The sequence below is a fragment of the uncultured Serinicoccus sp. genome (genome assembly GCF_947487915.1).
Lineage (GTDB): Bacteria > Actinomycetota > Actinomycetes > Actinomycetales > Dermatophilaceae > Ornithinicoccus.
This window is the reverse complement of the sequence record NZ_CANKYH010000005.1, coordinates 123,429-139,491: the sequence shown is the minus strand read 5'-3', so window position 1 is coordinate 139,491 and position 16,063 is coordinate 123,429. Positions and strand designations below refer to the sequence as shown.

Here is a 16,063-nt window from a genome sequence, read left to right as displayed (position 1 = left end):
CCGCCGTCCCGAGGGTGGCCCGGTCGGCCACGGTCGCGAGCCCGGTCGATTCGTCCACGGTCTGCTCCTGGTGGTGCTGAGGGGTCGTGCTCATCGGTCCTCCCCGACGCGCAGGGCCTGCGCGAGGTTGGTGCGCCCGGCGAGCCAGGCGCTGGTGGTGACGGCGGTCAGGACGGTCAGGACCACCGCGCCGAGCACGGCGGCCAGCAGCGGCAGGTCGAGGTGGAGGGCGGGCTGGGTCGTCCCGCCGGTCAGGCCGGTGAGGTCGAGGCCGCGCAGCAGCACCCAGGGCACGGCGAGCCCCAGCACCGTCCCCACGACGAGGGAGGTCGCCAGCAGGGGGGCCAGCTCCCACGCCGTGAGCGCCCGCGTCTGCCCGGGGGCGAGCCCGAGGGTGCGCAGGGTCGCGAGCAGCCGGGTCCGGGCGCCCGAGCCCATGAGCTGCACCACGACCACCGCCAGGACGGTGAGCAGCGCGGACACCAGGGTCGCCCCGACGAACAGCTGGCGCAGCCCGGTCGTCACCGGCGCCTCGGTGAAGGTGTCCAGCCGGGTCGACACCGTCGTCACCACGCCGCCGGTGCCGACGACCTCGGTCACGGCCTCGGCGACCGTCTCCGGGTCGGCACCCGCCTCGACCCCGATGAGGGTGATGGACACGCTGGGCATCGTCCCGCCGGCCGCGACCCACCGGTCGCCGTCGACCAGCACCCCGGCACCGGTGATGCGGACCCCGGGGACCTCGTCGAGGTGACCGAGCACCTGCACATCGCCGAGGCCCGAGACGGCGACCTCGCCCGCCCTCTCGGGCACCGCCTCGCCCGCCGAGCGCAGCGTCATGACCCCGGGTCTGCCGTCCTCGGACCAGAACGCGGCCGGCGGGCCGTCGACGAGGTCGGAGGAGGCATACACCTGCTCCACCTGCGGCTCCGCCACCCAGACGCGCACGGCCTCCCGTTCCCCGTCGACGACGAGGTCCTGGGTCGAGCCGCTGTCGGCGACGCCGCCGACCGCGCCGACCCCGGGGAGGGCCTCGATCTCGGCGCGCAGCTCGTCGGTGAGGACCGGCCCGGTGAGCCGGACCGGTGCGCCGGTGTCCTGCCAGGCCGCGACCTGCGCACCGCGGGTCACGGTGGACAGCAGCACCGCGCTGACCAGCGCCACGGTCGTCCCGAGGACGACGGCCAGGGTCGGCACGAGGCCACCGACCGGGTCGCGCAGGGCGCGGGCGGCGCCCAGGAACGGGGTGAGCGTGGGGCGGCCGCGCAGCAGCCGGGTGAGCGCCGCCAGGGGGAGGGGGTAGAGGCGCAGGGTGAGGACGCAGGCGGCGAGGGCGAGCAGCACCGGGGTGGCCGCGGCGAGCAGGTCGATGCCGGTCGCGGTGGCGTCGTCCCCGCGCGCCCCGCGGCCCAGGAGCCGCCAGGTGGCGACCCCGGCCAGCGCGACGACGGCCACCTCCACGACCCAGCGCCACCGGCTGCCGCTGCGCCCGGCGAGGTCCTGGCGCCGGGTCAGCAGCGAGGCGTCGTCGACGGAGGCGGCCAGCGCGAGGGACGGGACGAGCGCGACCGCGGCGGAGACCGCCCACTGCCACCAGGGGGTCGGTCCCGGCACGAGCAGCGTCGCGGCGACGTGGCCGAGCGCGGCGGCCGGCACCCCCAGCAGCAGGCCCTCCGTGGCCATCACGCGGCGCAGCTGGGCGGGTGAGGCGCCGCGCGCGAGAGTCATCGCCAGGCTCTGCTGCCGACGCTGCACGACGAGCCGGGCGCCCAGTGCGGCGACGGCGAGGGCGACGCCGAGCGGACCGGCGGCGACGACCGCCAGCATGGAGCTCGTCGCCCGCTGCTGGCCGGCGATGCGGTCCAGCGTCTCGGTGAGGTCGGTGGTGAAGAGCGGGATCTGCGAGGCCCGCGCGTCGCCCATCTGCTCGGCGGTGGCGAGCGGGTGCTGGGCGGCGAGGAAGCCGTTGACCTGGGCGGTCAGCGCCTCGACCTGCCCCGTGGTGCCGGTGATGGCGGAGGGGTCGACGGGATACCAGACCCGCATCGAGACGCTGGCCGGCGGGCCGATGCTGCCACGGTTCTCCGGGGAGAGGAACCCGGTGAGGAAGGCCTCCTCCCCCTGGTTGGGGTCGTAGAGCGTGCCCATCACCGCGGCGTTGTCGACGTGCTGCCACCGCGGGTCGTCCGGGTCGCGGGGCTCGTAGGTGCCGCTGACGACGAGGTCGCTCTGCGGGATGACGTCCCCCACCTCGAGGAGCAGCTCCTGCGCAGTCTCCTCCAGGAGCACGATCGGTACCTCCGGTACCTCCGGCGACGGTGGCGCCTCGTCGACGGGCTCGCCGCCGGGCTCACCGGCGCCCACGAGCGGCGACGGTCCGACGACCAGCTCGGGCCAGTCGCCCTCGACGAGCTGGACGTGCTCGCGCAGGTCGGGGTCGACGGCCAGGCTGAGGGTCGCGGCGTAGTAGCCGGACTCGATGTCCGGGGTGAAAGAGACCTCGGACTGCAGCCGGGCCAGGAGCTGCGTCGGGCCCAGCACGTCGCGCAGCGGCTCGGGCTGCTCGCTGCGGACCCGCTCGGCGCCCTCGACGAGCGGAGCCCAGCCGTCGCTCGTCGGGTCGCCGGTGAGGTCCTCGGCGCGGCCGGCGTAGACGCTGCGCTGCCAGTCGCCGCGCAGGTCGCGCTGCGCGGCGGAGAGGGCCTCGATCTCCTGGTCGAGCTGGCGGCCCTGCACGTCGACGAGACCGCGCGGCGCGGCCGTGAGCAGCAGCGCGACGAGGCCGATGAGCAGGGCCAGGCCGACCGACACCCACGGGTCGGCGGAGAACTGGCGTCGGGCCAGCCGGGCCGGCCCCGGAGCCCGAGGTATGCCGTGACGCGGGCTCACCGGATCTCCTCCCGGTAGCCGCGGTCCAGGGCCTGCGCGCGGACGCGCCGCGCCACCAGGACGGTCAGGGCTCCTGCCGTCACGAGGGTGACCGCCAGCAGCGCCGTCCAGGGCAGCGCCTCCAGCCGCAGCGCCGCCGGGAGCTGCAGCCGGCCGGGGGCGGTGGTCGACGACGCCAGCTCCGGCACCACTGCGGCGCCCACGAGCCAGCCCGCGGCCAGGCCGAAGACCGCCGCGACCAGCACCACCCCGGCCAGCTCGAGGGCGCGCGAGCGCGCCTGGGCGGCGGGTGGCATACCCAGCGCCCGGAGCACCGCGACCTCCGGGCGGCGCGCGGTCAGCAGGGTCGCCGCCACGGCGGCGACCCCGGTCAGGGCCAGGAGCACGGCCCCTGCGGAGGCGACCCAGAAGACCAGCCGGGCAGCGCTCGTCGCGTCCGTCACGGAGAGCGTCCCCGGCCCGGTGACGGCACGCAGGTCCGCACGGGCGGAGAGGGCCTCGACGGCGGCCGGCGCCCCCGCGGAGGGGGTGGCCCAGACCTCGTCCGGCCAGGTGAGGCTGCGCTGCTGCTCGGCGAGGACCCGGGAGGCGACCCGCGAGTCCGCCAGGGCGGCGGTCTCCCCCTGCTGCCCGGGCAGCGCGGCCACGATGTGGGTCACCACGCCCGGCACGGTGGTGCCGGCGAGGCGCAGGGTGACCGGGTCGCCGACGGCCAGGTCGGCCGCGGCAGCGGACTGCCGGGTCAGCGCGACCGGGACGGTGGCGGCCGGCGGTTCGTCCTCCGGCGAGGTCGCCCCGGCACCCTGGCCGAGCACCGGGCCACCGCGGTAGGTCAGACCGGGTGACATGCCGACCTCCAGCGGGTCCTGCCGCAGGTCCGGGACCTGCAGGCGCCAGGTCGGGCTCGAGGTGTCCACCCAGGGGGGGACGTCGATCTCGTTGCTCAGCTCGACCGAGGAGACGCGGGGCAGGCCCTCCCCGACGTAGCGCTCGTCGACCTCGATCGCCGTCTCGACGGTGGGGTCCTCGACGGCGGCGGCCTCCTCCAGCAGCGGGGCCACCTGGCCGGGGTCCATCGCGGTCGTGCTGCCCCACCCGTCCGTCCCCGCGAGCAGCTCCTCGCCCCCGGCGGTGAGCGCGAGGTCGAGGTCGAGGGTGGTCGAGGAGTAGCCGGAGAGGAGGTCGGGCGGCACGTCCTCGACCGTGCCCGGCGTGCTGACCGTCACCGAGCGGACCCGGTGCTCGCGCCCCTCGGGGAGCACGAAGCGCAGGTCCGCGGTCGTCCGCTCGGGGGTCGAGGTCCAGTCGCCCAGCCCCTGCGGGTCGTAGGCCAGCTGCGGGCCCTCGGCCCGGACGGCCTCGGACGTCACCGGCGAGGTCAGACCGGTGGCGACATCCTCGACCAGCAGCGTCACCCGGAGCTCGACCGGTGTTGCGGCGGCGGTCACCTCGCTGTCCAGCGTCCGCCGGATCGCGTCCGGGGAGTCGTCGAGGGCGTAGACGAAGGACCCCCCGGCCGCCGCGGTCTGCGCCGGGTCCCAGCCCACCGCCGCCAGTCCCTCGACGAGGCGCCGCTGGGCGGCGGGGAGCTGCTCGAGCCGGGCGATCTCCCAGGCGTCGGTGCCTCGCTCGACCACGAGCTCCGCGCTGATCTCGTCGGCACCCTCGGGGATGGTGACGGGGGAGTCCGCCAGCGGCTCGCCGTCGGCGTCCACCGCCCGGTCCAGGCTGGCGGGCACCAGGCCGCCCGGTATGCCCTGGGGCACGTTCGCGACCGCGCCGAGCCCGCCGGCGCCGGTCCCGGTGGGGGCCAGCGTCAGCGGCACGTCGACGTCCCCGACGCGGGCGTCCGGGTCGGACCAGACGAGGGCGGCCGCGTCGACCTCCGGCAGCGCGGCGAGGTCGGGGGGCGGCTGGGGCACGAGACCGGGCTCGACCGTGGCGGGCGGACGGACGAGGTCGGCCCGCAGCGGCGCGCCCTCCCGGACCGCCGCGAGGTCGTCGCGCAGCTGCGCGCTGGTCCCGGAGAAGAGCGCCGCCAGCGTCGTCGAGCCGGCGGCGAGGACGACGAGGACGACGGGCACGGCATACACCTGCAGGCGACGGCTGACCTGCGCGGCGGCGAGGTGCTGCGTCGCGGCCCGGGTGGGACCGGTGGCCAGCTCGAGCAGCCGGCTGAGCGGCCCCAGCAGGGCCGTCGCGAGGACGGCGGCGGCCGCCAGCAGCAGGGCCGGCGCGGCGGCAGCCACGAGGTCGGTGCCGAGGGTGCCGTCCTCGGCCCGGGTCACCGGGGAGCCCGCGCGGCGCAGCTGCCACCAGCTGAGCGCGGCCGCCCCCAGGACGAGGACCACGGCGGCGAGCGTCGTCGCGGCCCGGACCCGGCCCGACCGGTCGGCCACCGCCGCCCCGCCGGAGAGGCGGCGCGCCTGGAGCACGGCCACGACCCAGAGAGCCAGGGTGATGCCGGCCAGGGTGAGGAGCGCCGTGACGGCGAGCCGGGCCAGCAACCCCTCACCGCCCGGCACGGCCTGCATCACCGCCCACGCCCCGAGGGTGCCGAGGCCCGCCCCCAGCAGCGCGACGAGCACCGACTCGACGAGACCGGTGAGCAGGACCTGGCGCCGTGAGGCCCCCCGCGCCACGAGCAGCTGGGCCTGCGGCTCCCGGGTCGCGGCCAGCAACCGGGCCAGCTGGGTGACGGCGAGCCCGGTGACGAGGACGAGCACGGACAGCGGGACGACCCCCAGGGCCCGGGCCGTGGCCAGGTTGGTCGAGGCCTGGCCTGCGGTGGGTGCGAGGTCGCCCTCGACCTGCACCCCCCGGACCGCCACCCCGTCAGCGTCCCGCAGGTCCGAGCGCAGGCTCTCGGCGCCGGTCGCGAGCACGCCGAGGTCGTCGGGGGTGATGCGGTCGACGTCGGGCCGGACCGGCCAGCGGACGAAGGGCGCGCCCAGCTGCTGCGCCAGGTCTTCGTCGACCACCAGCGGTCCCAGGGTGGCCTCCTCCTCGGCCACCCCGGTGCGGACCAGCTCCTCGCCGAACCAGAAGGCGTCCGAGGGGTCCACCGGCTGCCAGAGCGCGGTGACCTCGACGGCGCGGTCGTCCACGACCAGCGTGTCGCCGACCGACAGGTCCAGGACCTGCGCGGCCCCCACGTGCAGGGCGCCCTGCCCCGGGGCGTCCTCGACGGCTCCCGGCGCCTCGGCCCCGGTGGTCGGCGGCCAGGTCCCGTCCAGCACCGTGACCAGGTCGCCGGGTGCCTCACCCGGCGCCAGCTCCGGACCGCCGACGAGCACGAGCTCGCCGTCCGCGTCCGTGCCGTCGACCCGGACCGGCCGCGGCTCGGTCACCACGAGCCGGCCGATGCTCACCGGGGCGGGGGCGAAGGCACCGGTGATCGTGCGCCGCGCCTGCTCGTCCTGGCGCCGCGGGTCCTCGGCCAGCCGGGTCTGCACCTGGACCCCGGTCTCGGTGGGCTCGCCCTCCGTGAGCGCGCCGCGGGCAGCGGTGCTGGCTGCGGCGCCCGAGTAGCCGACCGTCCCCGCGATGATCGCCGTCGTGACGGTCACCAGCGCCAGCAGCGTGAGCAGCAGCCCCCGGGAGGACCGTGCCCGCGCCCTCGCGAAACTCGCCCACGTCATACCGCTGGACCCTAGGCGGCGCGACCGACACGACCAAGACCTGCCGTCGGGTCAGCGGGGTGATCGTGGCCCGTTCGTGACCTGCGGCGCCGGCGAGTCGGGGTCGTGGCCCGTTCGTGACCTGCGGCCGGCTCAGCCCTCGCGCCGGTCGACGATGCGGCGCGCCTTGCCGACCGACCGCTCGACGCCGCCTTCGGCGAGCACGACGACCTGGGCGCTCGTGCCGATGCGGTCCTTCACCTGCCGCGCGAGCTCACCGGCGAGCCGGTCCCGGGCGTCCGCCCCGAGCCCGGGCTCACCCTCGACGTTGATGGTCAGCTGGTCCATGCGTCCGGGCCGGGACAGGACGCACTGGAAGTGCGGCGTCAGCCCGGGCAGCGCGAGCACCAGCTCCTCGATCTGGGTGGGGAAGACGTTGACCCCTCGGACGATCATGAGGTCGTCGCTGCGGCCGGTGATCTTGGCGAGCCGCCGCATACCGGGCCGGGCGGTGCCGGGCAGCAGGCGGGTGAGGTCGCGCGTGCGGTAGCGCAGCACCGGCATGGCCTCGCGGGTCATGGCGGTGAGGACCAGCTCGCCCTCCTCGCCGTCCGGCACCGGCTCGTCGGTCAGCGGGTCGACGATCTCGGGGTAGAAGTGGTCCTCCCACAGGGTCAGCCCGTCCTTGGTCTCGACACACTCCTGCGCGACGCCTGGCCCCATCATCTCGGAGAGCCCGAAGATGTCGGTCGCGTGCATGGCGCAGCGTTGCTCGATCTCGGCGCGCATCGCCTCGGTCCACGGCTCGGCCCCGAAGACACCGACCTGGAGCGAGGTGCTCGCCGGGTCGGTGCCGCGCTCGGTCATCGCGTCGACGAGGGCGAGGAAGTAGGACGGCGTCACCATGATGACGCGGGGCCTGAAGTCCTCGATGAGCTGCAGCTGCTTCTCGGTCTGCCCGCCGCTCATCGGGACGACGGTGCAGCCCAGCCGCTCCGCGCCGTAGTGGGCGCCCAGGCCGCCGGTGAACAGGCCGTAACCGTAGGCGACGTGGACCAGGTCGCCCGGCCGGGTGCCCGCGGCGCGCAGCGAGCGGGCGACGAGGCCGGCCCAGGTGTCGATGTCGCCCTGCGTGTAGCCGACCACCGTCGGGCGCCCGGTCGTGCCCGAGCTGGCGTGCACGCGGACGCACCGCTCGCGAGGCACCGCGAGCATGCCGAAGGGGTAGTTCTCCCGCAGGTCGGCCTTGGTGGTGAAGGGCAGGAGGCGCACGTCGTCGAGGCTGCGGATGTCGTCGGGGTGCACGCCGCGCTCGTCGAGCCGGCGGCGATAGTGCGCGACGCCCTCGTAGGCGCGCCGCACCCCCTCCTGCAGCCGCTGCAGCTGGGTGCTGCGCAGCTGGTCGACCGACCAGGTCTCCGCCTCGTCGTGCAGGTCGGGTCGGGGCTCGATCTCGGGCAGCTGCTGCGACGCCATGACGGCAGGGTATGCCGTCGCGCCCGGGCCGGCGAGGGGCCGGGGTCAGTGCCGTCCCTCGCGGTCGCTCGCACGGAGGTCCCGGACGAGCCGCGGCGTGCGCCACGACGTCACCTCGCGGGCCCAGGTGGTCGGTGGGAAGGAGAGGCGGACGAGGAAGTAGTTGGCGTACTCGAGGGCCGCGAAGGTCCAGACGGCCAGCGTCAGCAGCCACGGCCCCGGGTCGGGATGACCGGGGACCAGGATCATCACCAGGCCCAGCACCAGGAGCACCGGGTCGAACACGCGGAAGACGCGGTAGGTCCGCGCCACCGGGCGCGGCATGGTGCCCCGGCCGACCCACGACCGGGCCAGGAGCCAGTAGGCGCCCGCCTGCACGAGCACCACGGTCAGCGGGCCCAGCGCCCACCACAGGGTGACCGCCTGGTGGGTGGTCCACCGCGGCCCGACCACCGAGACGGCCAGGGCGAGGAAGACCGTTGCGGCACTCAGCTCGCCGAGACCGAGGGAGAGCAGGCGACGCCGTAGCGCCTCTCGCTGCTGCCACCCGAGCGGCGCTGCCGCCGTCATGCCCGGTGCACCTCGGTCACGAGGTCGGGCGCACCGTGCGGGAGTGCCCGCGGAACTCGGCGACGACGGCGTTGTCGGTGGCGCGGCATACCGTGACGTCCGTGATGCCGCTGCGGCCGTAGGTCACGCGCTCGCGGGCCGTGGCGACCAGCACGTCGTCGAGGTGGGAGGGGAGGAGATAGGTGATGTCGCAGCTGGCGGCGACGGTCGTGCGGCCGGTCGCGTTGCAGGCCAGGGCGAAGGTCGAGTCGGCGAGGGTGAAGACGTAGCCGCCGTGGGCGATGGCGTGGCCGTTGACCATGGTGTCGGTGATGGTCATCCGGGTGCGGGCGCGGCCCAGCCGCCGGCCGGAGTCGGCGGTCTCGACGTCGAGGTCCAGCAGCTCGATGCCGAGGGCCGCCGAGGCCCTGTCCTGCTCCCACATGCGCCGGACGTGGGTGAGGTCGGGTGGGGTCACGAGGCACCGCCCGGTCCGAGGGGGCGGGCGCGGCTCATAGCGCCTCGCTCGGCCGGTAGCGGCCCCCGGGGTAGAGCCGGTCGAGCTCGGTGAGCTGTGCGCGCACGGTGTCCGCGCCGATCTGCTCGAGCCAGCCGAAGGGGCCGTGGGGGTAGTTGGTGCCGAGGGTCATGGCGGTGTCGACGTCCTCGGCGGTGGCCTCGCCGCGGTGGACGAGGTCGACGCCCTCGTTGACGAGCATGGCGAGGGTCCGGGCGACCGGGTCGGTGCGCAGCGGACCGCCGACGAGCTCGGTCGCGCGCCGCTCGTCGGGCTCGGCGTCGACCGCCGTGCCGTCGGCATACGTGAAGACGCCCCGCCCGCTCTTGCGCCCGAGCCGGCCCTCGCGCACCAGCCGGCGCTGCCAGTCGGTCGGCTCGTAGCGGGGGTCCTCGCCGGTCTGCCGCCACACGGACTCGCCGACGGCGAGGTTGACGTCCTGCCCGATGAGGTCGGTGAGCTCGAACGGCCCCATGCGGAAGCCGGCGTCCCGCAGCGCCAGGTCGAGCGTGGCCGGGTCGGCCACCCCCTCGGCGGCCATGCGCTGCGCCTCGCCGTAGAACGGTCGGGCGACCCGATTGACGATGAAGCCGGGGGTGGAGGTGCAGCGCACGGGCACCTTGCCCCAGCGGCGCACGAGCTCGGACGCGGCGTCGAGCACCGCGGTGTCGGACGAGCGCGCGGTGATGACCTCGACGAGCCGCATGAGCGGCGGCGGGTTGAAGAAGTGCAGGCCGAGGACCCGCTCGGGGTAGGCCATCGCGGGGGACGTGCCCCCGTGCATCGCCGCGTCGTGCCCGGTCGCCGTCTGGCCGACGAGGTCGTCGATGGACAGCGAGGAGGTGTTGCTGGCCAGCACGGTCCGGGGCCCCTGGGCGCGCTCCAGCTGCCGGAAGATCGCGCGCTTGACGTCGAGGTGCTCCACGACCGCCTCGACGACAAGGCGCACCGCCGGCACGGTCGTCATGTCCGACGTGGTGACCGGGCTGATCCGGGAGAGGGTGGCTCCGGCCTCCTCCTCGGTCATCTTGCCCTTGTCGACCAACCTCTGGAACGTCCCGTGCAACCCCTCCAGCGCGGAGTCCGCGGCGCCCGCCTGGGCATCGACGAGGACCACCGGGTGCCCGGACTGGGCCGCGACCTGCGCGATGCCCGCGCCCATCGCCCCTGCGCCGAGGACCGCGACCGGGACCTCGTCGGGCGGGTCGAGCAGCGGGTGGGGGCCGTCGGTCAGGGGCGAGTCGTCGTCGGTCACGCGCCCATGGTGCCAGCCCTGCCGGACGGCCGGCACGTGGTGTTGACTCTCCCACGGTGTCAGGCTCTGGAGTGGGGTTGTCATGTTGAGTATCGGAGAGTTCGCCCGTCTGGCCGGGGTCTCGGTGCGGATGCTGCGCCACTACGACCGGCTCGGGCTGCTGCGCCCGCAGCGGGTCGACGCGTTCACCGGCTACCGCTCGTACGCCGCCGCCCAGCTCGCCCGCGCCAACCAGCTCGTCGGCCTCAAGGAGCTCGGGTTCACCCTCGAGCAGGTCGGGGTGCTGCTGGACGCGGACCTGAGCGAGGCCGAGGTGGTCGCGCTGATGCGCGCCCGCCGCGACGAGCTCCGCGGGCAGATGGCGGCCGACGAGCACCGGCTCGCCGCCATCGAGGCGAGGCTCCGGTCGATCGAGAAGGAGAACCCCATGTCCGACTACGTCGAGACGTCGCTGCCCGGGCTCAGCCTGGTGCAGCTGTCCACGCACATCGAGGAGATGGCGCAGATCGAGGAGGAGATCAGCGGCATGTTCCAGCAGGTCAACACCGCGGTCGGGGCGCTGCCGCGCAGCGGTCCCGGTGTCGCCACCTACACGCTGGACGGCGACGGCATGATCGCCGCGGCCGCCGAGCAGATCGGTGACGCGCCGACGCCCGAGGGGCTCGAGGCCGCGATGCTCCCGCCCGCCCCGAGGGCGCTCACCGTGCGCTACACCGGTCGGGACCTGTCCGGCATCCAGCAGGCGTGGCAGGGGCTCGTCGCCGAGATGGAGGCGCGCGGCCTCACGCCGACGGGCACCTGCCGCGAGGTGTACGACGTCACGCCCTTCGACGGCGCCGGCGCCGGCTGGTCGGTGGACCTGCAGCAACCCGTCGCCTGAGAGGTCCGCACCAGAGCGTCCCGTGGGAGTCGGGACCCTGCCCGACTCCCACGGGACGTTCGCAGGGCTGTGGACGACTGGGGCCCTGGGAGGTCCACCTCTGCCAGGGTAGGAGCCGACGCACCAGCCGGGGGGAAGGTTCGGCAGGGGAGGGCATGGCACGACGACCGAGCACCGCAGCCCGTCGACGTGCCTGGCGCCAGGAGGTCGCCCGACGGCTGGCCGACCGCCACTCCGGCGTCGCGCGACGCCAGGACCTGATCGCGGAGGGACTGACCCACGAGGACATCCGGGCCGAGGTGGATCGCGGGGTGTGGCACCGCGCCGGCTGCCACACCCTGTGCATCTCGGGCACCAAGCCGCACGGCGAAGGGGTCCTCTGGTGGGCGTTGTGGGAGTCCGGCCCTCGCGCGGTGCTGGACGGCTCCAGCTCCCTGGTGGCCTCCGGGCTGCAGCACTGGCAGGCGCCGCTCACCCACGTCTCGGTCCCGCGCAACGCCACGGTCCGCTCGTTGCCCGGCGTCCGGCACCACGTCCTGCGCGACCCCGGTCCCGCGATCCTGGTCGGGCTGCGGCGGACCAAGACCGACGTCGCGCTCATCCGCGCCGCGCAGTGGGAGCGCACCGACCGGGCCGCCGCGACGCTGGTGGCGATGACGGTCCAGCAGCGCATCGTGTCGACGAGCGCGCTGATGGACCGCTGGGGCCGGACGAGGCGCTGCGCCCGACGGCAGCTGCTCGACGCCGTGATCCGCGACGTCTGCGACGGCTCCCAATCGATCAACGAGCTGGACGTCGTCGCGGCGTGCCGGGACCACGGCATACCTCCTCCGAGCCGGCAGAGCACCCGGATCCTCGATGCGGGGCGGGTCTACCTCGACCTGTTCTGGGACGACTACGGCGTGCATGGCGAGATCCAGGGCGCCCATCACCAGTGGGGTCTGCACGGCGTCGACGACGCGGTGCGCGGAAACGCCCTTGCCATCAGACAGCGCGACCTCGTCTCGCTGCAGATCCCCGTCCTCGGCTGGCGGCTGGACCCCACGGTCTTCCTCGAGCAGATCGCGTCGGCGCTCCGACGCGGTGGGTGGGCCGGGTAGCGTCCCGTAGGAGTCGGCACCCCTGACGACTATTACGGGACGCAACCGCCCAGGTATGCCGCGTGGGCACGCCCGCGCGGGCGTCGTTACCCTGAGGATCATGGCTGAGACCGCGACGACGTCTTCCGCACACCCCCTGCTCGACACCCACCGCGAGACCCTGGAGGCCGCGGCCCGGGCGTTGCGGGAGCGCAGCTACTACAGCCGCTACCCCGAGTCGCCGAGCCCCCGGGTCTACGGCGAGGGCGCGCCGGAGCGCGGCCAGCTCGCCCACCAGGAGGCCCTCAACAAGGACTTCGACGGTCTGGCGGAGCAGCCCACCACGGGCCGCAGCGTGGGCTCGGAGAAGAGCCCCTACGGCCCCACGCTGGGCGTGCGCTACCCCGCGCTCGACGTCGACGCCGCGATGGACGCGGCGCAGCAGGCGATGCCCGCCTGGCGCGACGCCGGGGCCCGGGTCCGCGCCGCCGTGCTCACCGAGGTCATCGAGCGGATCAACGCGCGCAGCCACGAGATGGCGCACGCCGTCATGCACACCTCGGGGCAGCCGTTCGTCATGTCCTTCCAGGCCGGCGGCCCGCACGCGCAGGACCGGGCGCTCGAGGCGGTCGTCGTGGCGCTCGAGGAGCAGGAGCGCGTCCCCGCCTCAGTGACCTGGGAGAAGCCGGCCAAGGGCGACCCGATCCGCATGCAGAAGGACTACCGCGTGGTCCCCCGCGGCGTGGCCCTGGTCATCGGCTGCAACACCTTCCCCACGTGGAACGCCTACCCGGGCATCTTCGCCTCCCTCGCCACCGGCAACCCGGTCGTCGTCAAGCCGCACCCCCAGGCGGTCCTCCCGCTGGCGATCACCGTGCAGGTCGCCCGCGAGGTGCTCGCCGAGGCGGGCTTCGACCCGGCGCTGGTCCAGCTGGCGGCCGAGGACGACGGTGGCACCCTCGCCAAGGACCTGGCGCTGCACCCGGCGGTGAAGATCATCGACTACACCGGGGGTCCGGGTTTCGGCCACTGGCTGGAGACCGAGGCGGCCGGCGCCGGCAAGCTCGTCTACACCGAGAAGGCCGGGCTCAACACCGTCGTCGTCGACTCCACCGACGACCTGCGCGGCATGCTCGGCAACCTCGCCTTCTCCTTCTCGCTCTACTCCGGCCAGATGTGCACCGCCCCGCAGAACGTCTACGTGCCGCCGACGGTGCGCACCGACGAGGGCGAGCTGAGCGCCGAGGAGTTCGCCGGCCGGCTGGGCGAGGCGATCAGCCGGTTCACCGGTGACGACGCCAAGGCGGTCGAGATCCTCGGGGCGACCGTCAACGACGAGGTCCGCGGCCGGGCCAGCGACATCCCCGCCCTGGCCGGGCAGCTCGGCGGCGACGTCGTCCTCGACTCCCGCGCGGTGACCCACCCGAGCTACCCCGACGCCGTCGTCCGCACCCCCGCCCTCATCGGGGTCGACGCCGGCAACGAGGCGGCATACACCACCGAGTGCTTCGGGCCGGTCGCCTTCGTCGTGCGCACGGCCGACACGGGCGACTCGCTGCACCGCTTCGCGCAGACGGTGGCCGAGCACGGCGGGATGACCGCGGCGGTCTACTCCACGGACGAGCAGGTGCTCGACGACGCGCGTGAGGCCGCCGCGGACGCAGGGGTGGCGCTCTCGGAGAACCTCACCGGCCAGATCTTCGTCAACCAGACGGCCGCGTTCTCCGACTTCCACGGGACCGGCGCCAACCCGGCGGCCAACGCCGCCTACTCGGACGCCGCGTTCGTGTCCAACCGCTTCCGCGTCATCACCAGCCGGCGCCACGTCTGAGGCCTGAGGGTATGCCGACCGCCGAGCGCCCCTCCCCGTCACCGACCGGCGACGGGGCCGCGGGCACGGGTCACCTCACCCCGGACGGCCCGGCGCCCGCCGAGGTCGAGCCCGCCGCCGTCCGGCTGCGCGCCGTGACCGACGGCGTGGTCATGCTGGCCGGGCTGTCCGGGCTGCGTGGTCGGGATCCCGACGAGGCCGTCCTGGCGCTGATGGCCCTGGTGGAGCAGGCGTTCACCGCCGGCCGGCACCGGGTGGAGGCGGAGGTCCGCGCCGACGACGTCGAGACCCGGCGCACCCTGCAGCGCGCCGGCCTGCGCCCGGAGGGCGTGAGCCGCGGGCGGGGCACGAACGGCCGGGGCGTGCCGGTGGACCTGCTGCGCCTGGCGCGCCTCGTCGACGACCCGGCACCGGGGGAGCCGGGGGCCTTCCTCGGCATGCTCAACGCCACGCTGCCGCGCAAGCGTCTGATCGCGCAGGGCCTGGTCCGCGACGACCAGGGCCGGGTCCTGCTCTGCGAGCTGACCTACAAGACCGACTGGGACCTGCCCGGCGGGGTCGTGGACCCCCACGAGTCGCCCCGTCAGACGATCCAGCGCGAGGTCCGGGAGGAGCTCGGTGTCGACCTGCCCGTCGGCGACCTGCTCACCGTCAACTGGCTGCCGCCCTACCGGCAGTGGGACGACGCGCTGCTGCTGGTGCACGACCTCGGCACCCACCCGGACCTCGCCGCACGGGCGTCGCTGCAGCGCAGCGAGCTGCGCGCGGTCCACTGGGTGCGTCCCGACGAGGTCGACCAGCACGTCGCACCCTACGTCGCGCGGCACCTGCGCTCGGTGCTCGCCGACGGTCCCGGGGAGCTGGAGGACGGGCTGCCGGTCTGAGGGGTGCGGCCGCGCCCGGCGGCTGGCAGGATGCGCGCATGACCACCGCCGCGCGTCCCGTGCAGACCGCTCGCACCACCACCGCCGTCCGTGAGGCGGGCGACCCCGCCGCGCCGACCCTGCTGCTGATCCACGGCAACGTCTCCTCCTCGGCCTTCTTCGACCGGCTCATCGAGGACCTCGCCGCCGACGTCCGGGTGCTCGCTCCCGACTACCGGGGGTACGGCGACTCCGCCCGCGCGACCATCGACGCCACCCGCGGCGTCGCCGACCTCTCCGACGACGTCGCGGCACTGCTCGACACCCTCGGGGTGGAGGGCGCGGTGGACGTGCTCGGGTGGTCGGCCGGCGGCAACGTCGCGCTGCAGCTGGCGATCGACCACCCGCACCGGGTGCGCCGCCTCGTGCTGGAGGCGCCCGGCAGCCCGTTCGGCTTCGGCGGCAGCACCGGGCTGGACGGCCGCCCGGTGGCCGACGACTTCGCCGGCAGCGGCGGGGGGACCGCCAACCCGGCGTTCTGCGAGGCGCTGAAGGCAGGGGACCGCGGCGAGGAGCCGACGAGCCCGCGGACCACGCTGCGCACGTTCTACGTGAAGCCCGGGTTCGCCTTCGCGCCCGAGGTGGAGGAGGCATACCTCGACGCGATGCTGCAGACCTGCGTCGGCGACGACGTCTACCCGGGGGACACGACCACCAGCGAGAACTGGCCCGGTGTCGCCCCCGGCACGACGGGGATGAACAACGCGCTGTCGCCGAAGTACCTCGACCAGTCCGGCTTCGCCGACCTCGACACCGCCCCGCCGGTGCTGTGGGTCCGCGGCGACGCCGACCAGATCGTCTCCGACACCTCGATGTTCGACCTCGCCCAGCTCGGGAAGCTCGGCGCGGTCCCCGGCTACCCGGGCGAGGACGTCTGCCCGACGCAGCCCATGATCAGCCAGATGCGCGCGGTGCTGGAACGGGCCGGCGACGTCACCGAGGTGGTCTACGAGGACTGCGGCCACAGCCCGCACCTGGAGCACGCGGAGCGCTTCGCCCGCGACGTGCGGGAGTTCCTGCGCGGCTGACCTGCACTTCTGGACA

At 75.0% G+C, this 16,063-nt stretch carries 11 protein-coding genes; 5 read left to right on the top strand and 6 right to left on the bottom strand.

Annotated elements, in window-relative coordinates:
* Nucleotides 1-90 precede the first annotated feature (90 nt).
* The 6 genes from Q0795_RS07775 to Q0795_RS07750 all read right to left on the bottom strand — a co-directional run bounded on the left by Q0795_RS07775 (nt 91) and on the right by Q0795_RS07750 (nt 10,306).
* A complete protein-coding gene (locus Q0795_RS07775) occupies nt 91-2,889 on the bottom strand; it encodes an FtsX-like permease family protein (RefSeq protein WP_298888555.1) in 2,799 nt (932 codons plus the stop codon).
* Nucleotides 2,886-6,530, bottom strand: a complete 3,645-nt coding sequence (locus Q0795_RS07770) for an ABC transporter permease (protein ID WP_298888553.1) — start codon at nt 6,528-6,530, stop codon at nt 2,886-2,888. Before Q0795_RS07770 ends, Q0795_RS07775 begins: the two co-directional genes overlap by 4 nt.
* Nucleotides 6,531-6,662: 132 nt before the next feature.
* Entirely contained in the window at nt 6,663-7,985 is a 1,323-nt protein-coding gene (paaK, locus tag Q0795_RS07765; RefSeq protein WP_298888551.1) for a phenylacetate--CoA ligase PaaK, read from the bottom strand.
* Nucleotides 7,986-8,030: 45 nt separating this feature from the next.
* A complete protein-coding gene (locus tag Q0795_RS07760; RefSeq protein WP_298888549.1) occupies nt 8,031-8,555 on the bottom strand; it encodes a hypothetical protein in 525 nt (174 codons plus the stop codon).
* A gap of 16 nt (nt 8,556-8,571) precedes the next feature.
* Nucleotides 8,572-9,012 carry a hydroxyphenylacetyl-CoA thioesterase PaaI gene (gene paaI, locus Q0795_RS07755; protein ID WP_298888539.1) on the bottom strand — a complete coding sequence of 147 codons (441 nt, stop codon included), beginning with the start codon at nt 9,010-9,012 and terminating at the stop codon, nt 8,572-8,574.
* Between the two features lie 34 nt (nt 9,013-9,046).
* The gene (locus Q0795_RS07750; RefSeq protein ID WP_298888537.1) at nt 9,047-10,306 is read right to left on the bottom strand and encodes a 3-hydroxyacyl-CoA dehydrogenase NAD-binding domain-containing protein; all 1,260 of its coding nucleotides are present in this window, start codon (nt 10,304-10,306) and stop codon (nt 9,047-9,049) included.
* Nucleotides 10,307-10,388: 82 nt separating this feature from the next.
* Here Q0795_RS07750 and Q0795_RS07745 point away from each other — a divergent pair, with 82 nt between their 5' ends.
* The 5 genes from Q0795_RS07745 to Q0795_RS07725 all read left to right on the top strand — a co-directional run bounded on the left by Q0795_RS07745 (nt 10,389) and on the right by Q0795_RS07725 (nt 16,047).
* Entirely contained in the window at nt 10,389-11,186 is a 798-nt protein-coding gene (locus tag Q0795_RS07745) for a MerR family transcriptional regulator (protein ID WP_298888535.1), read from the top strand.
* A gap of 155 nt (nt 11,187-11,341) precedes the next feature.
* Complete coding sequence (locus Q0795_RS07740; protein WP_298888533.1) at nt 11,342-12,286, top strand: hypothetical protein; 945 nt, start codon at nt 11,342-11,344, stop codon at nt 12,284-12,286.
* A 100-nt stretch (nt 12,287-12,386) separates the two neighbouring features.
* Nucleotides 12,387-14,096, top strand: a complete 1,710-nt coding sequence (gene paaN / locus Q0795_RS07735) for a phenylacetic acid degradation protein PaaN (RefSeq protein ID WP_298888531.1) — start codon at nt 12,387-12,389, stop codon at nt 14,094-14,096.
* Between the two features lie 11 nt (nt 14,097-14,107).
* A complete protein-coding gene (locus Q0795_RS07730; protein ID WP_298888529.1) occupies nt 14,108-14,980 on the top strand; it encodes an NUDIX hydrolase in 873 nt (290 codons plus the stop codon).
* A gap of 38 nt (nt 14,981-15,018) precedes the next feature.
* The gene (locus tag Q0795_RS07725; RefSeq protein ID WP_298888527.1) at nt 15,019-16,047 is read left to right on the top strand and encodes an alpha/beta hydrolase; all 1,029 of its coding nucleotides are present in this window, start codon (nt 15,019-15,021) and stop codon (nt 16,045-16,047) included.
* The last annotated feature ends 16 nt before the right edge of the window (nt 16,048-16,063 follow it).